Genomic DNA, 21479 nt, shown 5'->3' with positions numbered 1-21479 from the left:
CCGTGGGGGACCGGGGCGACGTCAGCCGCGCAGGGCGGCCATGTTGTCGTAGCTGACCTTCGAGAGCTCCATCGACTGGTTCGGGGCAGCGGTCCCGCCGGGGGCCGTGTCCATCTCCCACATCGGGTTGTGCGAGCCCTTGGCACCGACCCGACGAAGGAACGTCGAGTAGTCGATGTCGCCCTGTCCGAAGGGGGCCATGACGTAGCCGTTGGCCTGCGTCGTGTCGACCTTGCCGTCCTTGGCGTGGAAGAGCGGGAAGCGCGACGTCTGGGCGGCGACGACCGCGGCCGGGTCGAAGACCGACGTGACGACGGAGCCGTCCGGCGCCGTGTACGTCTTGTGCTTGTACTGCGCGACGTGGGCCCAGTAGATGTCCATCTCGAGGTAGACGGCCTTCGGGTCCGTGTTGGCGAGGAAGTGCTCGAGGCGGCGGATGCCGGACGAGCGCGTCGGACGCCCCTGCGCGTCGAGCGGCCCGCTGTCGAGCAGGAAGCTGTACGCGATGTCGTGGTTGTGCGTGTAGAGCTTGAGACCGTGCTGGGCCGCCCGCTCCCCGAAGAAGTTCCAGCGCGCGGCGGCGGCCTCCCAGTCCGCGACGTACGCGGAGCCGGTCGGGTCGGAGCCGGTGCCGATGTGGCCCATGCCGAGGATGTTGGCGATCTCGCAGGCCGTGTCGAACTGCGCGATCGTCGTGTCCGTGATCGTCGACGGGATCGAGCCGTGGTTGCCCTCGGCCTCGAGCCCGAGCTCGTCGAGCCAGGCGCGCAGCTGCGTGGCGCCCGCGACGGTGTTGAGGTCGGCGCCGCCCTCGGCGTTCGCGTGCTGGCGGAAGCCGGCGAACTCGATCTGGCGGTAGCCGATCGACGAGAGCTCGGTGAGCACCTCCTTGAAGCCGGAGGCGTACGGCGAGGTCAGCGGGTCGCGCCCGACCGCGTCACGCACGGTGTAGAGGATGATGCCGCGGCGAGGGGCGGGGATGAGGATGCCGTTCGCGCCCGGGGCGGCCTTGGCGGCCGTCCCGGTCAGGGTCACGGCGGCGGCGACGCCCGTCGTGGCCGCGAAGAACTGGCGACGGTTGAGGCCGAGCTTGCTGACGAGCTTGAGCGGGTTGACGTCGTTGTCGTGCATGTGAGCTTGCTCCTTCAGGGGGTGACAGAGACTAGACGTGCGGGTCGAGCCGAATCTCCTTGTCTTCGGGGCGAGGTCGGGTGCGCCTCCGCAACGTTCAGGACATGGCCGGCGACGTCGCGTGGGCCCCGTCGATCGGGGTCCAGGACCCCTCCCGCTCCACGCTCGTCTCGACCGCCGACAGGATCCGCTGCACCTGGAGCCCGTCGGAGAAGGAAGGCCGGGGGTCGGTGCCCTCGGCGATGGCGGTCAGCAGGTCGACCGCCTGGTGGGTGAAGCCGTGCTCGTAGCCGAGCACGTGACCGGGCGGCCACCAGGACGCCACGTAGGGGTGGCTGGACTCGGTGACGAGCACCCGGGTGAAGCCGGCGTCACGGCTCGGGACACGGCCGTCGAAGACGTGCAGGACGTTCATGTCCTCGAAGTCGAAGGCGAGCGAGCCGTCGGTCCCGTTGATCTCCAGCCGGATCGCGTTCTTGCGGCCGTTCGCGAAACGCGTCGCCTCGAAGGTGGCGAGGGCGCCGCCGCTCATCCGCGAGACGAGGACGGCGGCGTCGTCGACGGTCACCGGTCCGGTGGTGGCCGAGCCGTTCTGGGCCGCCGAGCCGCTGATCCCGCCGGTCCCGACGGTCGCCGGGTCGGCGACCGGGCGCTCGCGCACGAACGTCTCGGTGAGCGCGCTGACGCCGGTGAGGTGCTCACCCGTCACGAACTGGGCGAGGTCGACGATGTGCGCGCCGATGTCGCCGAGCGCCCCGGAGCCGGCCCGCTCCTTCTGGAGCCGCCAGGTGAGCGGCGACTGCGGGTCGACGAGCCAGTCCTGGAGGTAGGCGCCGCGGACGTGGAGGATGCGGCCGAGCCGTCCCTCCGCGACGAGGCGACGCGCGTACGCGATGGCCGGGACCCGTCGGTAGGTGAAGCCGACCATCGAGCGCACCCCGCGCGACCGGGCCGCCTCGGCGGCCACGACCATCGCCTCGGCCTCCCCGACCGAGTTGGCGAGGGGCTTCTCGCACAGCACGTGCTTGCCGGCCTCGAGGGCCGCGACGGCGATCTCCGCATGGGTGTCGCCGGGGGTGCAGATGTCGATGATGTCGATGTCGTCACGCTCGAGCAGGCGCCGCCAGTCGGTCTCGACCTCGGCCCAGCCGAAGCGGTCGGCCGTGTCGCGGGCGGCCGCCTCGTTGCGCCCGGCCACGGCGACGAGGCCCGGCGCGGCCGGCACGTCGAAGTAGCTGCGCACGTTGCGCCAGGCCTGGGAGTGGGCCCGCCCCATGAAGGCGTAGCCGATCATCCCGACCCCGAGGGTGGGCTTGCTGGGTGTGCTCATGACGTCCTCACATCCGACGTGGGGTGGTACCGCTGACGGTTCGGTCCTGCGCGTGCGGTGCGGTGCCCGCGTCGCCGGTGGAGCGGCGCGGGCACCGACCGGTCAGGACTCGAAGCCGAGGGGCAGGTACTGCTCGACGTTCTCCCTGGTCACGACGGGCGCGTTGAGGACGATGCGGTTGGGCACCTCGACCTGGACGAGGTCGCTCAGACCCTTGTTCTGGGCGATGAGGCGCGCGAGCTTGATGCCGTCGGCAGCCTGGGTCGGCGGGTAGATGACCGTGGCCTCCATCTTGCCCTCCTGGATCCAGCGCATCGCGTTGGCCGAACCGGCGCCGCCGATGAAGGCCATCTCGTGGCGGTTGGCCTGGTCGAGCGCGGCCATGACGCCGACACCCTGGTCGTCGTCGTGGTTCCACAGCACGTCGATCTTCGGTGCGGCCTGGAGCAGGTTCGACGCCTGCTTCTCGCCGGACTCGACGGTGAACTCCGCCGCGACCCGGTTGTCGACGGTCTGGTTGCAGGCCTTGAGCGCGTCGGCGAAGCCCTTCGACCGGTCCTGCGTCAGGGGCAGCGCGTCGATGCCGGCGATCTCGGCGATGACGGGGTTGGTGAGGTTCTTGTCCTTGACGATCTTGCAGGCGTAGGTGCCGGCGGAGACCCCCATGCCGTAGTTGTCGCCGAGGACCGTCGCGCGGGCGGCGAACGGGCTCGAGAACTCGCGGTCGACGTTGATGACCGGGATGCCGGCCTGCATCGCCTTGGTCGCGACCTCGGTGAGGGCGGCGCCGTCGGTCGGCAGCAGGACGATCGCGTCGACCTTGTCGTTGATGAAGGTCTCGATCTGGCTGATCTGGAGGCTGGCGTCGTTGGTGCCCTCGGCCGACTTGAGCTCGACGTCGCTGTACTTCTTGGCCTCGGCCTGCGCCGAGTTGTTGACGGCCGCGAGCCAGCCGTGGTCGGCCGCAGGGCCGGAGAAGCCGATGACGACCTTGTCGCCGGGAGCGTCGTTGTCGCTCGCGGCGTTGCCGCCGGTCTGCTGGGTCGAGGCCGCGGGAGTCGTGGCCGGGTCGTTGCTCGTGCACCCTGCGGCAACGAGCGCCGAGCTCAGGGCGATGGCCAGGACGGCGACGCGCTTGGTCGGACGGGAGAGTGATGCGGACACGCTGACTCCTATGTGAGCGAAGAGGGGTGGTGCGAGGTGAGTGGTGCTCTGCCGTGCTGTGGTGCGGTCGACCGGGCCGTTCGGCTAGCCCGACCTCGTGCGGGAGACCCGCTGCTGGAGCAGGACGGCGGCGACGATGATCGCCCCCTTGGCCACCGCCTGCGTCGACGTGTCGAGGTTGTTCAGGGTGAAGACGTTGGTCAGCGTCGTGAAGATGAGGACGCCGAGGACGGTGCCGACGATCGTGCCGCGGCCACCGCTGAGGAGCGTGCCGCCGATGACGACCGCGGCGATGGCGTCGAGCTCGTAGAGGGTGCCGTGCGTGGAGGTGCCGGTCGTCGTGCGGGCCATGATCATGACGGCCGCGATGCCGCAGGCGACGCCGAGCAGGATGTAGAGGTACATGGTCTGGCGCTGCACCCGGATGCCGGCGAGACGGGCCGCCTCGGGGTTGCCGCCGATCGCCAGGGTGCGACGCCCGAACGTCGTGCGGTTGAGCAGGACCCAGCCGACGACGGCGACGATCGCGAACATGATGACGAGGACGGGGATGCCGAGGACGCTGCCGCCGAAGAACTCGATGAAGCCGCGGTCGCGGATGATCTGGGTGCGCCGCTTGGCGATGATCTCGGCCAGACCGCGGGCAGCGGCGAGCATCGCGAGGGTCGCGATGAACGGCGCCATCCGGCCGTATGCGATGAGCACCCCGTTGACGAGTCCGCACACGGCCCCGACGACGAGCGCCGCGATGACCATGACGACCCAGTGGTAGTTCGCGGCCATGGTCTGGGTCGCCACCGTGGTGGCCCAGACGGACGAGAGCGCGACGATGGCGCCGACCGACAGGTCGATGCCGCCACCCGAGATGACGAACGTCATGCCGACGCTGACGACGCCGATGACCGAGCCGAGCCGCAGGATCGTCAGCGCGTTCTCGGGACTCGCGAAGCGGTCTCCGGCCGTGATGATGCCGACGATGACGAGCAGCACGAGGGCGAGCACGAGACCGGCGTTGCGGCCGACGGGCCCGCTGAGGAAGCCCGTGAGGCCACCCTCGCGCCGGGACGCGTCCCCGCCGACGGGCGGTCCGCTCGGGGTCGTCGCGGCGACCCCCTGGGCATCTGCGGCGACCGGTTCCCCTGCCTGGTCGGTCTTCGTGACGTCGGCGCTCATGCCGCGTCTCCCTTCAGGATGATGTCGAGGACGGCGTGCTCGTCGAGCTCGTCGGCCGGGCCCTCGTGGCGGACGGTGCGGTCGGCGAGGACCAGCACCCGGTTGGACAGCCCCAGGACCTCGGGGATCTCGCTGGAGACGACGACGACGGCGACGCCCTCGTCGGTGAGGCGCCGGATCAGCGCGTAGATCTCGGAGCGGGCCCCGACGTCGACGCCGCGCGTCGGCTCGTCGAGGAGGAGCACCTTGCAGCCGCGGAGCAGCCAGCGGGCGAGGACGACCTTCTGCTGGTTGCCGCCGGAGAGGGTGCGCGACTCGCGGTGCACGCCGCGCGGCCGCACGTCGAGCGACTCGAGCAGCTCCTCGGCGGCCTCGACCTCGGCCGACCCGTCGAGCAGGCCGCCCCGGGAGAAGCGCGGGAGCGTCGCGAGCGTGATGTTCGAGGCGAGCGACGCGCCGAGGACGAGCGCCTGGCTCTTGCGCTCCTCGGGGCACAGGCCGATGCCGGCGGCGACGGCCGCGGCGACGGATCCTGCGCGCACGACCTTGCCGCCGACGCTGACGGTGCCCTTCGTGGCCTTGCGGGCACCGAAGATCGTCTCGACGACCTCGGATCGTCCGGACCCGACGAGCCCCGCGAGCCCGACGACCTCGCCGGGCCGCACGTCGAAGCTGATCGAGCTGAACTCGCCGGTCCGGCTGAGGCCCTCGACGCGGAGCACCGGTTCGGCGTCGGAGACGACCTCGGGCTTGGGTGGGAAGACGTACTCGATGGAGCGGCCCGTCATGAGCCGGATGAGCTCCTGGGTCGGCGTCGTCTTGGCGTCGAGACCGGTGGCGACCGTCTTGCCGTCCTTGAGCACCGTGACGCGGTCACCGATCTCGCGGATCTCCTCGAGCCGGTGGGAGATGTAGACGACGGCGACGCCCTGGCCGGTCACCTCGGCGATGACGCGGAAGAGCTGCTGGACCTCGCCGGCGTCGAGCACCGCGGAGGGCTCGTCCATGACGATGAGCCGGGCGTCGCGGGAGAGGGCGCGAGCCATGCTGACGATCTGGCACGAGGCCGCCGAGAGCGTGCCGACCTCGACGGACGGCGAGATCTCGGGGTGGCCGAGCCGGGCGAGCAGGGCGGCGGCCTCGCGGCGGGCCGCGGTGCGCTGGGAGAAGCCGAACCGGGTCGGCTCGTGCCCGAGGAAGATGTTCTCGGCGACGGTGAGGCCCTCGACGAGGTCGAGCTCCTGGTACATCGTCGCGACACCGAGGTCCATGGCCGCCTGCGGGTGGTGCAGGGTGACCGGCTCGCCGGCCCACTCGATGGTGCCCTCGTTGGGCTCGTGGACGCCGGCGAGCACCTTGATGAGGGTGCTCTTGCCCGCGCCGTTCTGGCCGAGCAGGCAGTGCACCTCGCCGGGCTGCACGTCGAGGTCGACGCCACCGAGGGCCACGACCCCGGGAAAACGCTTGACCACGTTCGTCATTCGCAGGAGAGGGGCGCCTGCTACATCTCGCCGTCGAGATTCCATGCGTCACACCGTGACCCACTTTTGTCGGCACGTCAAGCAAAAGTTTTCTCGTTGAGACACCAAAGCCGTCTGCATGGCATACCGAAGCCGCGTGTGCTTGACTTGAAACGTGCGTCCAGAGCCAACGTCGTCCGCGTATGCCGCCACCGCCGTCAGTGGTGCCGGTGAGCTGCTGCAGCTGCTGCGCGACGAGACGCCGCGCACCCGTGCCGAGCTCGCCAAGCTCACCGGCCTGGCCCGCTCGACGGTCGGCGCCCGCGTCGACGCGCTGCTCGCGACGGGACTGCTCGCACCGAGCGGCGAGGCGGTCAGCACCGGGGGCCGACCGCCCATCCGCTTCGCCTTCAACCCCGAGGCCCGCGTCGTCGTCGGGGCCGACATCGGCGCCACGCACGGCCGCGTCGCCCTGACCGACCTCAGCGGCCGCCCGATCTGCGAGATCGGCGAGAACCTCGACATCACCGACGGCCCCGAGGTCGTCCTCGACTGGCTCGTCGCGACAACGCGTCGCCTCCTCGAGCAGGCCGGCCGCGAGCCCCGCGACCTCATCGGCATCGGCATCGGGGTGCCCGGGCCCGTCGAGCACTCGAGCGGACGCCCGATGCGGCCGCCCATCATGCCCGGCTGGGACGGCTACGACGTGCCGGCCCACGTGCGCCGCGACTTCGACGTCCCCGTCCTCGTCGACAACGACGTCAACATCATGGCGCTCGGCGAGCACGCGATGGCCCACCCCGACGTCGAGCACCTCCTCTTCGTCAAGGTGGCCACCGGCATCGGCGCCGGCATCATCAGCGGCGGCCGCCTGCATCGCGGGGCGGTCGGTGCCGCGGGCGACCTGGGACACGTCGCTGCCCCGCACGCCGCCGAGGTGCTGTGCTCGTGCGGCAACGTCGGCTGCCTCGAGGCCGTCGCGAGCGGTCCGGCGATCTCCAAGGCGCTCAAGGCGATCGACATCATCGCCGAGTCCAACAAGGACATCGTCGACCTCGTCCGCGGGGGCAACATCCCTGCCGCGCTCGCGGTCCGCCAGGCCGGACGCACCATCGGCGAGGTGCTCGCCACGTGCGTCAGCCTGCTCAACCCGTCCGTCATCGTCATCGGCGGCTCGCTCGTCCAGGCGGGCGAGAGCCTCATCGCCGGCGTGCGCGAGGTCGTCTACGGCCGCTCGCTCCCCCTCGCGACCGGGGTGCTCCAGATCGTGCCGGCGACCACCGGCGTCCAGGCGGGCGTCATCGGCGCCGCGACCATGGTCATCCAGCACGCCCTGACGGCCGACCGCGTCGACCTCGCCATCGCCCAGTCGGCGTCCTGAGCGGGGCGGCCGCCCGACCCGCCACAATGGGTCCATGACCGATCACCGGCCCGTCGAGACGTGGCTCACCGACATGGACGGCGTCCTCGTGCACGAGGAGGACGCGATCCCCGGCGCCGCCGAGTTCGTCACGGCCCTCAAGGAGTCCGGCCGGAGCTTCCTCGTCCTGACGAACAACTCGATCTTCACGCCGCGCGACCTGCGCGCCCGGCTGCTCCGCAGCGGCATCGACGTGCCCGAGGACGCGATCTGGACCTCCGCCCTGGCGACGGCCCAGTTCCTCGCCGAGCAGCGCCCGGGCGGCTCGGCCTACGTCGTCGGCGAGGCCGGCCTGACCACGGCGATGCACGACGTCGGCTACGTCATGACCGACCGCGACCCCGACTACGTCGTGCTCGGCGAGACGCGCACCTACTCCTTCGAGGCCATCACCCGCGCGATCCGTCTGATCGAGAAGGGCGCCCGCTTCATCGCGACGAACCCCGACCCGAGCGGGCCCAGCCCAGCCGGCACCCTCCCGGCCACCGGCTCGGTGGCCGCCCTCATCTCGACCGCGACGGGCCGCCAGCCCTACTACATCGGCAAGCCGAACCCCCTCATGATGCGCAGCGCCCTCAACCGCCTCGACGCGCACTCGGAGACGACGATCATGGTCGGCGACCGGATGGACACCGACATCATCAGCGGGCTCGAGGCGGGGCTGCGCACCGTCCTCGTGCTCACCGGCTCGACGAGCCGCGAGCAGGTCGAGCACTTCCCCTACCGCCCGAGCCGGATCGTCGACTCCGTCGCCGACCTCGTGCGCTTCGTGGCGCACGAGGACGGCGAGCAGCACTGAGCCCCGGTCGGGGCGGACGAGTCAGGGCAGGTAGTACGTCGGGTTGGGCAGCTTGACCGCTCGGTCGGCGTGGCCGCCGATGAGGTCGCTGTACTGGTCGCCGAGGTTGGCGACGACGTCGTAGCCGAGGTCCTGCTCGATGTGCGCACGGGTCGTCGACTTGTACTCGATCGTCGTGCACGTCGGGTAGGCCTTGCAGTGGCCCTGCATGTAGGCCGGCGGCGTCTCGCTCGAGCGCCACTTCGTGAAGTAGAGGTCGTCGGTGAACTGCGGGTAGCCCTGCTCGTGGAGGTTGGCGATCGTGGCTGCCTTCTGGCCGGTGTTGCGACCGGTCAGGCCGATGACCGTGCAGCCGGAGTCGGCGACGGCCTTGACGAGAGAAGGCATCCCGGGCGTGGCGGGGAAGAGCTTGTTCTGGACCCAGTAGTCCTGGCGCACGGGGTTGAAGACGAACTTCATGTCCGCCACCTCCATGTCGTAGGTCCACAGCGTCGTGTCGTCGGCGTCGAGCACGACAGCGGGCTTCGTGCCGGCCCGGACGCCCTGGCGGCACTCGCTGACGAGCCGTCGGGTGTTGCGGGCCTCGAGGGCCGCCAGCTCGGTGATGTAGGGCGAGCTCGCCTTGTCCGCGATGCCGGTGCCCGGATCGCCGTAGTAGGTGGCGATCGTCTTCTTGACGGAGTCGATGTTGGGGATGCCCTCGCCGCCCTCGGTGAGGCCGCTCGAGCCGTCGGGCTTCATCGTGAAGTGGGTGCGGGGCGCGAGGCGCGGCTCCGTGACGCCGGGCAGGTCCGGCGACGGGAGGTAGTAGGTCGGGTTGGGCAGCTTGACGTTGCGGTCGGCGTGCCCGCCCTGCAGGTCGGACCACTGGTCGCCGATGTTGAGGACGATGTCGTAGCCGAGGTCCTGCTCGATGTGCTTGCGCGTGCCGGCCTTGTACTCGACCGTCGTGCACTTGGCCGTGGCGCACGTGATGTAGGCGGGAGGCGTCGACCCGGCCCACTTCGTGAAGTAGTGGTCGGGCGTGAAGGCGTTGTAGCCGACGTCCTTGAGGTTGCCGATCGTCGCGTCCTTCTGGGTCGCGCCGCGGCCGGTGAGGCCGAAGATCGTGAAGCCCATGGCGTCCGCCTCGTTGACGAGGTCGACCATCGTCGGCGTCGCGGGGAAGAGCTGGTTCTGGACCCAGTAGTCCTGGCGCGTGGGGTCGAAGACGAACTTCATGTCCGCGACCTCCATGTCGTAGGTCCAGAGCGTGGTGTCGTCGGCGTCGAGCACGATCGCCGGCTTGGTGCCCTTCCGCTCGGCGGCGGCGTACGTGCGCTCGAGCGAGGCGCGCAGGCCGTCGGTGATGCGGCGCATCTCGGAGATGTAGGGCGAGCTCGTCCGGTTGGCCAGACCCGTGCCGGGGTCGCCGTAGTAGCTGTAGATCGTCTTCTTGACCGAGTCGATGTTGGGGATCCCGGCGCCGTCGGCACGGGAGCCGCTCGAGCCGTCCGCGGCCATGACGAAGTGGGTGCGCGGGGTCAGGGTCTGGTCGTGGCGACCGCCGGCGTCGCCGTGGGCGAGGGCCGGGGACGCGCTGGCGACGACCAGGGAGCCGATGATCGATCCGACGGCTGCGACGGCGAGGCCGGCGGATCGGGGGGTGGGACGCCTCATGGGTTCACCTCTGGGGCTGCTCGGGATGCCGGTGGACCGCTCGACCGTAGTCCTGCGCGTGCCCCGGCGGGGGTCTGACGACCCGCCGCGGGGGCATTCCCATGCACATCGCATGGAGTTACCAGACTCCTCTCAGACTCGGCCGGTCAGCCGCGGGCGAGCGCCTCGGCATCCCCGACGACGAGGGCACGCAGGTCGCTCGGCAGCGCCGACGTGGCGGCCAGGCGGGCGACCTTCGCCCAGTCGCCCTTGAGCACGTGCTGCACGAGCGGGAGGGCGGTCGAGGTCGGGACGCGTCGGTCGGTGACAAGGTGCAGCAGGCCCTCGCGCGTCGCCGTGACGGTCACCGTGACGGTGTCGGTCGCTGTGCCCCCGGGCCCCGTGGCCCGGGCCACGAGCACGTGCTCGCCGAGCGCGAGCGTGTCGACGTCGACCGCGGCGCCCTCCCGGACAGCCGTGCCGTCGAGGGTCAGGTCGACGGTGTCGGCACCCGACTCGTCGACGGCGGGCACGAGGTGGTCACCGCGCGTCAGCTCGGCCCCCGCGGCAGGGCCGACGAACGCGACGGTCGGCTTCGCCGGTGCGACCCGGGCCGCCTGCCAGCCGATGAGGCCCCCGGCCCGGTTGGTGATGACACCGTCGACGCCCATCCGGTCCATGGCGTCCCACTGGCGTGGGTCGTCGACGGTCCACGGCTGGACGGCGATCCCGGCCCCGTGGAGCGCGGCCACGGCGTCCGGGTGCCCCGCGAGCGCGGCCCACGCCGGGTTGTACGTCGACGCGAAGGCGCTGCGCGCGGCAGCCACGGGGTCGGCGTCCAGCGTGCTGCGCAGCAGGCCGAGCCGCAGGGTCGGGTCGATGGCGTGCACGGTGCGCAGGATCTCCGGGTCGAAGCTCTGGATGACGGTCGACTCCTTCATCGCGGTCTCCCCCACCTCGCGGACGATCCGCTCGATCTCGGGGCGCGTCTCCGGGCCCTTGATCTCGAGGAGCACCTGGCGCCCCTTCGCCTTGGCGTGCTGGAGCATCTCGACGCTCGTCGGTACGCGCTGCCCGGTGAAGTACCTCGAGAACCACGAGCCCGCGTCGAGCGTCCGCACGTCGGCCGACTGCGCGGCGTCGAGGCGGCCGGTATGGTCGGTCGTCCGGTCGAGGGTGTCGTCGTGGAGGATCATCGGCACGCCGTCGGCGGTCGACTGCACGTCGTTCTCGAGGAAGTCGGCGCCCGCGCGGGCGGCCGACTCGTAGGAGGCCATGGTGTCCTCGGGTGCGACCTGCGAGTAGCCGCGGTGCGCGATGACGGCCATGTCCTCGCCCGGCTGGCGCAGCAGGGAGTCGGCGGTGTTGGGGATCTCGGTGACCGTGACGTCGTCGAACGACACGACGGCGCCGCTGAGGAGCAGGCCGAGGCCGCCGTCGGTCGAGCGCACGAGGTGCCGCGTCTCCATGACCTTGGTCCCGTCGAAGAACCACGCGGCCCGGCTGCCGCGCACCTCGACCCTGACCTTCACGTCACGCCCGGTGCCGGCAGCGGTCGGTGCCGCCGCCGTGTCGGTGACGTTCCACGCGTTGCTCGCCGTGCGCTCGGCGAACTCCAAGCCGTTGGGAGCGACGGTGTTGCTGCGCATCGTCGCGATCCACCACGGCACGGACCCGTCGGCGGCGAGGTCGAGGCCGAGCGCGGCCCAGCGCGAGGTGTTCTCGACGCTGTCGAAGCGCACCGTGGCCTCGAGGCGGTAGGCCTCGAGGTGGGGACCGAAGGTGATCCGGCTCAGCATGCCGCCCTTGCCGGTGCCCCGCAGTCGACCGTCGACGACGGCCCACGTGCCCTCGACGGGACGCCAGCCGGACGGCATACCTCCCGAGAAGTCCTCGCTGAGGACGACGCGCTCCCCGTCGGCGGTCGGAGCGGCGGGGACGACCGACGCCGCCGCAGGCGGTGGGGCCTGCGGCGGCGACGCGGACGCGACCGTGGGGGCGATCGCGAGGCTGGCGGCGACGGTGCCGGCGAGGAGGATGCTGGTGAGTGCTGTCCTGGGTCTCATCCCTTCACGCTAGGCACGGCGGGTATCCCGCAGGCCAACGGCAACCGTCGATTGCGTATGCGTTCGGTCAGGCGAGGTGGTGGGTCTCGGCCAGCGCGTAGACGGGGGTGTCGATGCCCTCCATGCGCGCCTTGAGCTGCATCGCGAGGTAGCGCGAGTAGTGGCGCGACTGGTGCAGGTTGCCTCCGTGGAACCACAGGTTGTCCTGGCGGGTGGGCTTCCACATGTTGCGCAGCTCGCCCTGCCAGGGACCCGGGTCCTTCGTCGTGTCGGAGCCGAGCCCCCAGCACCTGCCGACCGCGTCGGCGACGTCCTGGCTGATGAGCCGGGCCGCCCAGCCGTTCATCGAGCCGTAGCCGGTGGCGTAGACGACGGCGTCGGCCTCGAGCTCCGTGCCGTCCGCGAGCACGACGGCGTGCTCGGTCAGGTGGTCGACCTGCCCGCGCACGAGCCGGATCGCACCCTTGGCGACGAGCTCGGACGCGCCGATGTCGATGTAGTAGCCCGAGCCGCGCCGGAGGTACTTGAGGAAGAGGCCCGAGTCGTCGTCGCCGAAGTCGAGGTCGAAGCCGGCCGCCTCGAGCGCGGCGTAGAAGTCCTTGTCCTGCTCGCGGATCGCGTCGAAGGCGGGCCGCTGGAAGTCGGCGAGGATCTTGTAGGGGATCGAGGCGAAGACGAGATCCGCTGTGTCGTGGTCGATCCCGTTGGCGACGGCCTCCTCGGAGTAGAGCGGGCCGAGGACCGTGTCCATGAGCGAGTCGGACCGGACGATGTGGGTGCTCGACCGCTGGAGCATGATCGGCTCGGCACCGTTCTGCCACAGGTCGGCACAGATGTCGTGGGCCGAGTTGTTCGACCCGATGACGACGACCTTCTTGCCGGCGTAGCGCGCACCGCCCGGGTGCTTGCTGCTGTGGTGCTGGTCGCCCTGGAAGACGTCCTGCCCGGGCAGCGTCGGCACGTTGGCGATGCCGCTCATGCCGGTGGCGAGGACGAGCTGCGCGGGGTGGAGCACGATCTCACGGCCCTCGCGGGTCACGTGGACCGTCCATGCTCCGGTGGCCTCGTCGAAGCTCGCCGACGTCGCCTCGCTGTTGCTCCAGTAGTCGAGCTCCATGATCGTGGTGTAGCTCTCGAGCCAGTCACCCATCTTGTCCTTGGGCGTGAAGACCGGCCAGTGGTCGGGGAAGGGCAGGTAGGGCATGTGGTCGTACCAGACCGGGTCGTGCAGGCACAGGGAGTGGTAGCGGCTGCGCCACTGGTCGCCGGGCCTGGGGTACTTGTCGATGACGAGCGTCGGCACACCGAGCCGCTTGAGCCGCGCGGCGAGGCCGATGCCGCCCTGCCCGCCGCCGACGACGAGGACGTAGGGCTCGGCGTCGACGCCGAAGGACTCGATCTCCTGCTGTCGCTTGTCGAGCCAGTTCTCCGTCGAGACGTTGACGCCGTGCTCGGCACCGCGCGGTCGGCGCGTGCCGGACGGCTCGGGGTGGTCCTTGAGCGCCTGCGCACTCGTCAGCAGGGTCCAGGCCAGGCCGTCGCGGACCCGGACGAGCCCCTTGCCGGTGAAGGTGGCGTTGCCGAAGGTGAACCACGCCTCGTGGACGCCGTCGGCCTCGGACTCGCTCGTCGGCTCGACGTCGGTCGGCCATGAGCCGCGCTCGACGCCGCCCAGCATGTCGGCGATCTGCTCACGCCCCTCGGACGTGTGGATGTTCCACGTCATGCTGATGAGGTCGCGCCAGTAGCTCTCGTCACCGAAGAGACCGACCACCCGGTCGACCTCGCCGGAGGCCAGCGCCTCCCCGAACCGCCCGAGCCACTCGCCTGCCGTCAACTGCTCACCCATCGCCAACTCCTTTGTCCACGTGGTGGGGTCGTGGTGCTGACGTTAGGAGCGCGTGGGGTCGCGGGACAGGGTTGCAGAACGTTGCACGTCGACCGCGATGGCGTATGCCGGGTGCTCAGGTCGCGTCCGGCCGCACCGTCGCGCGCGTGGTGAGCCGGTAGGGCCGGCTCTCGACGAGGCCGCCGAGGCGCTTGCGCAGGCGCGACATCTCGGCGCGGATCGTGACCGGCGTCGTCGCGCCGTCGAGCAGCGCCATGAGGGCGGCGGTGTCGAGACCGGCGGGATGCTGCGCGAGCAGGGCGACGATCTCGGCGTGCCGCTCGGACAGGGCGATCTCGACGGTCGACCCCGCGGTCGTGACGAGGACGCGCGGGCTCGGGTGGCGCACGACCTCGAGGGTCGCCGGGGCGCTGACCGCCTCGTGGAGCACCCAGCCGCCGGCGATCGCCTCGGCGCGGACCTGCCCGATCTCGGGCACCCAGACGGCGCCTTCGCGCAGGCTGCCCGGCACCCAGACGCGCTCGCCGACGCCGTAGCCCTCCGCCCGGGCCACCCATCCGTGACGGTCGACGACGACGAAACGCCCCGACCCGGCATACGACTCGCTGGCGCGGGCGACCCGGCGCAGGTCGCGCTCGTGCTGCCCGGCGAGGGTGTCGACGGCCTCACGGACGGCCATGGTGACGAGCATGAGCGTGTGCGGGTGGGCGGTGCGGAAGGCGCCGCTCAGGGTGACGACGCCGAGCGGCGTGCGCGCCCGCCGGTCGAGGATCGGCGCGCTCGTGCACACCCATGCGTGCTGGTCCTCGCGGGCGTGCTCGGGGCCGAAGATCTGCACCGGGCGCCGCTCCTCCATCGCGGTGCCGAGCGAGTTGGTGCCGACGTCGCCCTCGCGCCAGCGGGCGCCCTCGACGAAGCCGAGCCCGTCGCTGCGGCGGCGGATCGGCGACGGGCCGAACATCCACAGCGGGTAGCCCTCGTCGTCGCTGATGACGAGCTCGTTGCCGGCCTCGTGCGCGAGCGGGAGGAGGCGGTCCTTGAGGACGGGGACGACCGAGGCGAGCAGGCGCGAGCGCTCGCGCCGGGCGAGGAGGGCATCGTCGGAGATCGGCGTCGAGATCTTGTCGCCCTCGGGCGTCTGCCGGAGCCACGAGCGGGCGACGACACCCCGGGCGCCGGGCGGCACCTCGTGGGTGTGCGCCCAGGCCCGGTGCAGGCGCAGCAGGTCCCGGGCCTTGGCTGCGGGGTCCTCGAACGCAGTCAGGGCCGCTTCGAGTCCGGAGGCTGTGGACATGCGCACCTTTGCGACGGGTGGCCCCGCGCGAGGTCGGATGCGTGGGGTCACGGCTCCCCGTGATCGTGACACGCGGGAGGCCGCTTGGGTAGGGCGCGTTCAGCGTCCGTCAGCGTCCGTCAGCGTCCGTCAGCGTCCGAGGAGGCGGCGCCACCAGGACGGGCCGGGGGCGGCGGCAGCAGCCGCCCGGGCCGCGGCGGCCCTCTCCTCGCGCGCCGCGCGCTGCTGCTCCTCGAGCGCGGCGCGCAGCGGGCGCCACCGCTCGACCATCTCGTCGACGTCGAGGGTCTTGGCGATGAGCGGCGGCAGGTTGCCGACCGCGGGGCGCAGCCGGTCGGCGAGGACGCGTTTGTTGTAGTCCTCGATGACCTCGCGGACCTGCGCCTCGGTGCGGACGTCGACGAGCGACTCCGGGTAGCCCGCGGCCTCCTTGCGCAGCCCCAGCGCCCCCGGCAGCGCACCCCCGAGGTCGAGGTTCTCGCGCGCCGCGAAGCGCTTGACCCACCAGTCGGGATCACCCGAGTCGCTGAGGTCCAGGGGCTTGCCGGCACCCGGCAGGTTGTCGAACTCCCCACGCTCCTGCGCCTCGCGGATCTGCTTGTCCACGGGGCTCTCCCAGTACGGCTGGCCCGTCATGCGATCCACGCTAACCGATGACGCGGGCTCACATTCCGGACCATCCCGGGCAACCCCGGCGTGCGCGCGGCGCGAGCTGCTGGGAACTACGGGATGCCGGCCCGGGACGGGTCGGCATGTTCTAGGTTGTCCGCAGCAGCCCCGAGAAGGGCTCGGGGACGTCCATGGGGATCGGGGGATCCATGAATGGGTTTCGGGGGCCCGCACTGCGCTGCGCCCTGCAACGGGTGCAGCGCCGAAGGGCTGCACGGGATCGCGGCGCCGTCACGGCCCTCGTCGCGATCCTCTTCTCGACGGGCGTCATCATCGCGATGATGGCGCTCGTCGTCGACGTCGGGTCGATGATGTGGGAGCGCCGCCAGCTGCAGAACGGCGCCGACGCCGCGACGCTGGCCCTCGCGCAGGACTGCGCGACGCAGCGAGCCACGTGCGACCCGGCGGCTCCGGGTCTCAAGCAGCTCGTCGACGCGAACGCGGCCGACGGCTTCGGCGGCATCCAGCGGGTGTGTGCGGTCGGGACGTTCCCGAGCGCCGGCGCCTTCACCCCGTGCACGGCGACGACGGGCGCCCTGACCGACTGCCTCCCGGCGCCGGCCGGGGCCACCGGACCCTACGTCGAGGTGCGGACCCGCACGTCGACGAACCTCGCCGACACCGGGACGATCCTCAAGCCCTTCTTCGCCCAGGCGATGGGCTGGAACGGCTCGACGATCGCCGCCTGCTCGCGTGTCGGCTGGTCGGGCGGCCACCCCTCGACCGTGCTACCGGTCGTGCAGTCACAGTGCGCGTGGGACGACGCGACGACGAACGGCACCGACTTCCCACTCCCTCCGCCCTACGCGCTGACCGGGTCCGGCACGCCCGCGGTGAACCCGCTTCCCCGCGTGCCGGTCGCCGGGAGGTACATCAGCAAGGTGCTCCTCCAGACCAAGAACGAGAAGGTCGACGGCACCAAGAAGTGCGGCTCGAGCGGCCCGGGCCAGTACACGCCCGGCAACTTCGGGTGGCTCGACTCGACCGGGAAGAAGACGTGCTCGGTCGACCTCACGAGCGACAAGGGCACGATCTCGGCCTCGGGCAAACCGGGGACGAGCGTGCCCAGCGGCTGTGGCCCGGTGCTCCAGGCCAGCGTCGGCTCCATCGTCTACATCCCGATCTTCACGAGTGTCGACGGGCGCGGCGCCAACACCGAGTACACGATCGACGGGGTCTCCGCCTTCTACCTCGCCGGGTTCCACGTCACGGGCAACTCCGACACCGACGGCTTCACGCCGACCGACCCGTCGGGCAACGGCACCGAGTCGTGCTCGGGGGAGAAGAACTGCCTGTGGGGCTGGTTCGTCTCGCCGGTCATCCCGGTGGACGCCGTGCCCAACACCGGCACCGACCGGGGGCCGAAGCGGCTGTCGACGATCGGCTGAGGCGACCCGGCGTCAGGAGGGCTGGGCGCTCGGCCGCACGAGCAGGGCGAGGGTCTCGCCGTCGCCGACCTCGAGCCGGTCGCCCGTCACGACGAAGGCCCGGGGCTCGTCGAGGAGGGCGAGCAGCCGCTGCTCCTGCTCCATCGCCTCGGGCGGGCCTGCCATGCGGGTCGTCGCGGCATCGGCGACGGTGAGCAGCCCCTCGACCACCTCGTAGCGCCCCATGACCCGGTTGACGCCGGTCGTGCCGGTGAGCCGGCCGTCGTCGCCGAACGCCAGCTCGGGCTTCGGTTCGGACGTGACCGTGCCGCCGAGCTCCTGGACCACCCACGACGTGCCCGCGACCGCGTTGTCAGCCATGCGCCCACGTTAACCGGATGCGCCTGTGGGTGGGGTCGGGTAGACCGGAGACGAGTCAGCGTCCACGACGACAGGGGAGACCGTGCTCGGACTCGTGCGCCACCAGCTCCACGTGCACCCGCTCGGCGTGGTGCTCGTCGCGGTCAACGCGCTCTTCGTCTCTGCCGTCGCCGTCGGGGTGCCCTGGCTCGTCGGCGGGCTCGTCGCCAACCTCCCTGCGGCTGCGGCGGGCGGTCCGACGGGCACCATCGGGCTCGAGTTCGGTGGTCTCGTCGCGGTGCTCGCTGCACAGGTCGTCATCTCCGGCGCGCAGGAGCCGGTCTTCCAGGACCTCAGCCTGCGCACCGAGAAGGACGTGCTCGGCCGGCTGGCCCGTCTCTTCGTCGCCCCCGTCCGGATCGAGCACCTCGAGGACCCCGACTTCCTCGACCGTGCCCAGCGGGTGCGGTCGCGCCTCTGGGAGATCAACCAGGGCCTCATGCAGGGCGGCATGGCCGTCACGGGCGTCCTCACCCTCGTCGGCGCGACGCTGTCGGTCGGCGCCGTCGTCGGCGGGCCGAGCGCCCTGCTCCTCGCCGGTGCGGCGCTCGCGGTGGCGGTGGTGCGGGCGATCCTCATGCGCCGGGAGCTCGACCAGTGGGTCGGGGCCACGGAGCACCAGCGCCACGCGGACTACGCGTTCGGCCTGGCCACCGGGCTCGCCCCGAAGGAGGTGCGGGTCTTCGGACTCGCCGACTGGCTCGGGGACCGCTACTGGCAGCGGATGGAGCTGTCGTGGAAGCCGTTCTGGCGCAAGCGCATCCACAACTCGGTCTGGACCCTGGCGCTCGACGGCGGTCGGGCTGCGATCGCCGTCGGCGTCCTCGTCCACGTCGTGCACGGCGCCCTCGACGGGCAGTTCGACGTCGGCGCGGTCGCGACCGCTATCCCGCTCGTCCTGCTGCTCGCGCAGGCCGAGATCGGCGGCCTGCCGCTCTTCGTCCGGGGCGCGGCGGTCCTCGCGGACTTCGAGGAGACCGAGCGCCTCTACGGTCGGCCGATGCCTGAGTCCCCCACTCCCCCGGACGGTTCGGCGGCCACACGGGGCGGGCGGGCGGCATACGCCCTCGGTGGTGACCGCGGCGGTCACGGGCGACCGCCGACCGTCGAGCTGCACGAGGTCACCTTCGCGTATGCCGGCCGCGACGTCCCCGTGCTCGACGGCCTCTCGCTCCGCCTCGAGGCGGGCGAGAACGTCGGCCTCGTCGGCGTCAACGGCGCGGGCAAGTCGACCCTCATCCGGCTCCTGACCGGGACCCTGCGACCGGACCGCGGACGCGTCGTCGTCGACGGTGTCGACCTCGCGACGATGTCCGACGCGGAGGTGACCCGCTGGCAGCGTCGGGTCGCCGTGCTGACACAGGAGTTCTGTCGCTACCCGCTGAGCGCGCGCGACAACGTCACGCTGGGGGCCGGACGACGCTGGAGGGAGTCCGACCAGGCGGACCTCGACGTGACTGCGGCGCGCTCGGGCGCTGCGGCCGTCATCGGCGACCTCACCGCCGGGTGGGAGACCGTGCTCGACCCGACCTACCCGGGCGGCCAGGGCGTCAGCGGCGGCCAGTGGCAGCGAATCGCCCTGGCTCGAGCGACGTTCGGGCTCACGCGCGGCGCGGGCATGATGGTGCTCGACGAGCCCGCTGCCGCTCTCGACGCCCGGTCCGAGGCGCACCTCGTCGAGCGCCAGCTCGGGCTGGCCTCCGGCATCACGTCGCTCGTGGTGTCGCACCGCTTCTCGGTGCTTCGGCCCATCCCGCGCATCGTCGTGCTGGAGGGCGGACGCATCACCGAGGACGGGTCGCACGACGAGCTCATGGTCGCGGGCCGCACCTACGCTCGGCTCTTCTCACTGCAGTCGTCGCGCCTGCTCGCCGGGGAGGGGCGATGAGGACCCTGGTGCGGCGGGTGCGCCTGTGGCTGGTGCTCGGTCTGGCCGCGGCCCCGTGGCTCGCGACGGTCGGTTTCGTCATCTCCCTCGCGGCCGCCGTGCTCGCACCACTCGCCACGCTGGGGGTCGGACGGATCGTCGACGGCCTCGGAGCGGGTGACGCCGCCGGCGTGACGAGCGGGCTGTGGCTCGTCGGGGCGGGCATCGTCGTCGCCGTGCTGCAGTCGGTCTCGTGGCCGCTCGTCTGGTTCTTCGTCGACGACCTCGGGGAGCGCTACGCCCACCACCACGTCCTCCGTGTCATCGCCCGCATCCCGACGGTCGCCCACCACGAGATGCCGGAGATGGCCGACCGCGTCGCGCTCGTGCGCCAGCACGCCCGGCAGCTCGGCAACGCCGGCATCCGGCTGTCCACGAACCTCGCGGCCCTCGTCGGGACCGTGGCGCTGTCCGGGGTCCTCGCCTCGGTCGCCTGGTGGCTGACCCTGCTCATCCCGGCGGCGCTCCTCCCGGCGTGGGCATCGGGTCGCGCCATCCGCGCGCGCGTCGACGCCGAGCGCGAGAACGCCCAGGCCATCCGGGTCGCCGACCGTCTCCTCGACATCGCGCGCGACCCGGCGACCGGCATCGAGGTGCGCTGCAGCGGCGCACCCGCGACGCTGCTGGAGGCGCAGGGAGCGGCACTCGACGTGCGGCTCGCGGCGGTGGCAGCGGCGGCCCGCCGCACGCGTACGCTCGCGGTGCTCTCCCGGCTCGCGTGGATCGCCGCGCTCGCGGCCGCCCTGCTGGCGGTGTTCGGGCTCGTGCGCGGCGGGTCGGTCGGCGTCGGGTCACTCGTCGTGCTCGTGCTGCTCGTGCCCCAGGTCGAGGACATGGTCGGGACGCTCCAACAGATCGCCGTCTATGCCGTCCAGACCTCCCAGCACGTCGCGCGCCTCGACGAGGTGGAGCAGTATGCGGCGGGTTTCGTCACGCCGTCCGGCTCGGCGCCCGCCGTGCTGGTCCGCGGACTCGAGCTGCGGGGCGTGTCGTTCACCTATCCGGGCGCGTCCGAGCCGAGCCTTTCGGGGATCGACCTCACGCTGGAGCGCGGCACGACCGTCGCACTCGTCGGTGAGAACGGTGCGGGCAAGTCGACGCTCGTCTCGCTGCTCGCCCGGTTGCACGACCCGACGGCCGGCTCGATCCTCGTCGACGGCCGACCCCTGAGCGACATCCCGCACGCGGACTGGCAGGCGCGGCTCGGCGCCGTCTTCCAGGACCACGCGACCCCGCACGTGCTGCTGCGCGAGGCCGTGGCGATGGGCGACCTGGCCGGCGCGTCGGACGATCGCGTGGCCGCGGCCCTCGACCGCGCCGACGCGACGGGACTCGTGGACGGTCTCCCGGGCGGGCGCGACACGCAGCTGGGGCGGCAGTTCGCCGGCGGCACGGAGCTGTCCGGCGGTCAGTGGCAGCGACTGGCGATCGCCCGGGGGATGCTCCGGGACGGGCCGTTGGTCATGCTGCTCGACGAGCCGTCATCGGCCCTCGACGCCCAGGCCGAGGACGCGATCCTCGGCGGCTACCTCGAGCGTGCGCGAGAGGCGAGTCGGCTCACCGGTGGGATCACCGTCATCGTGAGCCACCGGATGTCGACGGTCCGGGCAGCCGACCGGGTCGTCCACCTCGTCGAGGGACGCGTCGCGGAGGAGGGCACGCACGAGGAGCTGATGGCCGCCGGCGGCGCCTATGCCGAGCTCTTCGAGCTGCAGGCTCGGTCGTATCGCTGAGGGGCGGATGATGCGAGATCGTCTGTGCTGCAATGGATT

General features: G+C 71.7%; 16 protein-coding genes. 5 read left to right on the top strand and 11 right to left on the bottom strand.

The genetic code is table 11. The annotated features are described in order from the left end of the window. Positions 1-21: 21 nt before the first annotated feature. The 5 genes from ACSQ2D_RS01675 to ACSQ2D_RS01655 all read right to left on the bottom strand — a co-directional run bounded on the left by ACSQ2D_RS01675 (position 22) and on the right by ACSQ2D_RS01655 (position 6279). On the bottom strand, positions 22-1131 hold the full coding sequence (locus tag ACSQ2D_RS01675; protein WP_435984287.1) for a sugar phosphate isomerase/epimerase family protein: 1110 nt from the start codon (positions 1129-1131) through the stop codon (positions 22-24). Positions 1132-1228: 97 nt separating this feature from the next. Then, a complete protein-coding gene (locus tag ACSQ2D_RS01670; protein WP_435984286.1) occupies positions 1229-2461 on the bottom strand; it encodes a Gfo/Idh/MocA family protein in 1233 nt (410 codons plus the stop codon). Between the two features lie 102 nt (positions 2462-2563). Next, positions 2564-3625 (bottom strand): substrate-binding domain-containing protein, encoded by a 1062-nt coding sequence (locus ACSQ2D_RS01665; RefSeq protein ID WP_435984285.1) that lies wholly within the window; start codon positions 3623-3625, stop codon positions 2564-2566. A gap of 84 nt (positions 3626-3709) precedes the next feature. Then, positions 3710-4798, bottom strand: a complete 1089-nt coding sequence (locus tag ACSQ2D_RS01660) for an ABC transporter permease (RefSeq protein ID WP_435984284.1) — start codon at positions 4796-4798, stop codon at positions 3710-3712. Continuing rightward, positions 4795-6279: a sugar ABC transporter ATP-binding protein gene (locus ACSQ2D_RS01655; RefSeq protein WP_435984283.1), complete on the bottom strand. Its 1485-nt coding sequence runs from the start codon at positions 6277-6279 to the stop codon at positions 4795-4797. The genes ACSQ2D_RS01660 and ACSQ2D_RS01655 overlap by 4 nt, the downstream gene beginning before the upstream one ends. A gap of 154 nt (positions 6280-6433) precedes the next feature. Here ACSQ2D_RS01655 and ACSQ2D_RS01650 point away from each other — a divergent pair, with 154 nt between their 5' ends. Together ACSQ2D_RS01650 and ACSQ2D_RS01645 are read left to right on the top strand one after the other, a co-directional pair. Then, the gene (locus tag ACSQ2D_RS01650) at positions 6434-7639 is read left to right on the top strand and encodes an ROK family protein (protein WP_435984282.1); all 1206 of its coding nucleotides are present in this window, start codon (positions 6434-6436) and stop codon (positions 7637-7639) included. A 34-nt stretch (positions 7640-7673) separates the two neighbouring features. Then, positions 7674-8477: an HAD-IIA family hydrolase gene (locus ACSQ2D_RS01645; protein WP_435984281.1), complete on the top strand. Its 804-nt coding sequence runs from the start codon at positions 7674-7676 to the stop codon at positions 8475-8477. A 21-nt stretch (positions 8478-8498) separates the two neighbouring features. Here ACSQ2D_RS01645 and ACSQ2D_RS01640 read toward each other — a convergent pair whose 3' ends face one another. The 5 genes from ACSQ2D_RS01640 to ACSQ2D_RS01620 all read right to left on the bottom strand — a co-directional run bounded on the left by ACSQ2D_RS01640 (position 8499) and on the right by ACSQ2D_RS01620 (position 15960). After that, positions 8499-10136, bottom strand: coding sequence for an HAD family acid phosphatase (locus tag ACSQ2D_RS01640; protein ID WP_435984280.1), 1638 nt, complete (start codon positions 10134-10136; stop codon positions 8499-8501). 146 nt (positions 10137-10282) lie between these two features. Beyond that, complete coding sequence (locus ACSQ2D_RS01635) at positions 10283-12181, bottom strand: glycerophosphodiester phosphodiesterase (RefSeq protein WP_435984279.1); 1899 nt, start codon at positions 12179-12181, stop codon at positions 10283-10285. A gap of 67 nt (positions 12182-12248) precedes the next feature. Continuing rightward, positions 12249-14030, bottom strand: a complete 1782-nt coding sequence (locus ACSQ2D_RS01630) for a flavin-containing monooxygenase (RefSeq protein ID WP_435984278.1) — start codon at positions 14028-14030, stop codon at positions 12249-12251. A 115-nt stretch (positions 14031-14145) separates the two neighbouring features. Continuing rightward, a complete protein-coding gene (locus ACSQ2D_RS01625; protein WP_435984277.1) occupies positions 14146-15324 on the bottom strand; it encodes a helix-turn-helix domain-containing protein in 1179 nt (392 codons plus the stop codon). Between the two features lie 129 nt (positions 15325-15453). Next, complete coding sequence (locus ACSQ2D_RS01620; protein ID WP_435984276.1) at positions 15454-15960, bottom strand: DUF1992 domain-containing protein; 507 nt, start codon at positions 15958-15960, stop codon at positions 15454-15456. A 227-nt stretch (positions 15961-16187) separates the two neighbouring features. Here ACSQ2D_RS01620 and ACSQ2D_RS01615 point away from each other — a divergent pair, with 227 nt between their 5' ends. Next, the gene (locus ACSQ2D_RS01615; protein WP_435984275.1) at positions 16188-17381 is read left to right on the top strand and encodes a pilus assembly protein TadG-related protein; all 1194 of its coding nucleotides are present in this window, start codon (positions 16188-16190) and stop codon (positions 17379-17381) included. 12 nt (positions 17382-17393) lie between these two features. Here the strand turns inward: ACSQ2D_RS01615 and ACSQ2D_RS01610 are convergent, their stop codons facing one another. After that, positions 17394-17741 carry an META domain-containing protein gene (locus ACSQ2D_RS01610; RefSeq protein ID WP_435984274.1) on the bottom strand — a complete coding sequence of 116 codons (348 nt, stop codon included), beginning with the start codon at positions 17739-17741 and terminating at the stop codon, positions 17394-17396. An 82-nt stretch (positions 17742-17823) separates the two neighbouring features. Here ACSQ2D_RS01610 and ACSQ2D_RS01605 point away from each other — a divergent pair, with 82 nt between their 5' ends. Next, the gene (locus ACSQ2D_RS01605; protein WP_435984273.1) at positions 17824-19668 is read left to right on the top strand and encodes an ATP-binding cassette domain-containing protein; all 1845 of its coding nucleotides are present in this window, start codon (positions 17824-17826) and stop codon (positions 19666-19668) included. Beyond that, the gene (locus ACSQ2D_RS01600; RefSeq protein WP_435984272.1) at positions 19665-21440 is read left to right on the top strand and encodes an ABC transporter ATP-binding protein; all 1776 of its coding nucleotides are present in this window, start codon (positions 19665-19667) and stop codon (positions 21438-21440) included. The genes ACSQ2D_RS01605 and ACSQ2D_RS01600 overlap by 4 nt, the downstream gene beginning before the upstream one ends. Positions 21441-21479: the final 39 nt, after the last annotated feature.

The sequence above is a fragment of the Terrabacter sp. LjRoot27 genome (genome assembly GCF_964254175.1).
Taxonomy (GTDB): Bacteria; Actinomycetota; Actinomycetes; order Actinomycetales; family Dermatophilaceae; genus Terrabacter.
The sequence above is the reverse complement of the archived record's forward strand: the minus strand, read 5'-3'. Positions and strand labels throughout refer to the sequence as shown.

Coding starts and splice junctions, on each gene's coding strand:
- ACSQ2D_RS01620 (WP_435984276.1), bottom strand. CDS start 15,960: ATGACGGGCCAGCCGTACTGGGAGAGCCCCGTGGACAAGCAGATCCGC.
- ACSQ2D_RS01610 (WP_435984274.1), bottom strand. CDS start 17,741: ATGGCTGACAACGCGGTCGCGGGCACGTCGTGGGTGGTCCAGGAGCTC.
- ACSQ2D_RS01635 (WP_435984279.1), bottom strand. CDS start 12,181: ATGAGACCCAGGACAGCACTCACCAGCATCCTCCTCGCCGGCACCGTC.
- ACSQ2D_RS01670 (WP_435984286.1), bottom strand. CDS start 2,461: ATGAGCACACCCAGCAAGCCCACCCTCGGGGTCGGGATGATCGGCTAC.
- ACSQ2D_RS01625 (WP_435984277.1), bottom strand. CDS start 15,324: ATGTCCACAGCCTCCGGACTCGAAGCGGCCCTGACTGCGTTCGAGGAC.
- ACSQ2D_RS01630 (WP_435984278.1), bottom strand. CDS start 14,030: ATGGGTGAGCAGTTGACGGCAGGCGAGTGGCTCGGGCGGTTCGGGGAG.
- ACSQ2D_RS01645 (WP_435984281.1), top strand. CDS start 7,674: ATGACCGATCACCGGCCCGTCGAGACGTGGCTCACCGACATGGACGGC.
- ACSQ2D_RS01640 (WP_435984280.1), bottom strand. CDS start 10,136: ATGAGGCGTCCCACCCCCCGATCCGCCGGCCTCGCCGTCGCAGCCGTC.
- ACSQ2D_RS01675 (WP_435984287.1), bottom strand. CDS start 1,131: ATGCACGACAACGACGTCAACCCGCTCAAGCTCGTCAGCAAGCTCGGC.
- ACSQ2D_RS01655 (WP_435984283.1), bottom strand. CDS start 6,279: ATGACGAACGTGGTCAAGCGTTTTCCCGGGGTCGTGGCCCTCGGTGGC.
- ACSQ2D_RS01660 (WP_435984284.1), bottom strand. CDS start 4,798: ATGAGCGCCGACGTCACGAAGACCGACCAGGCAGGGGAACCGGTCGCC.
- ACSQ2D_RS01600 (WP_435984272.1), top strand. CDS start 19,665: ATGAGGACCCTGGTGCGGCGGGTGCGCCTGTGGCTGGTGCTCGGTCTG.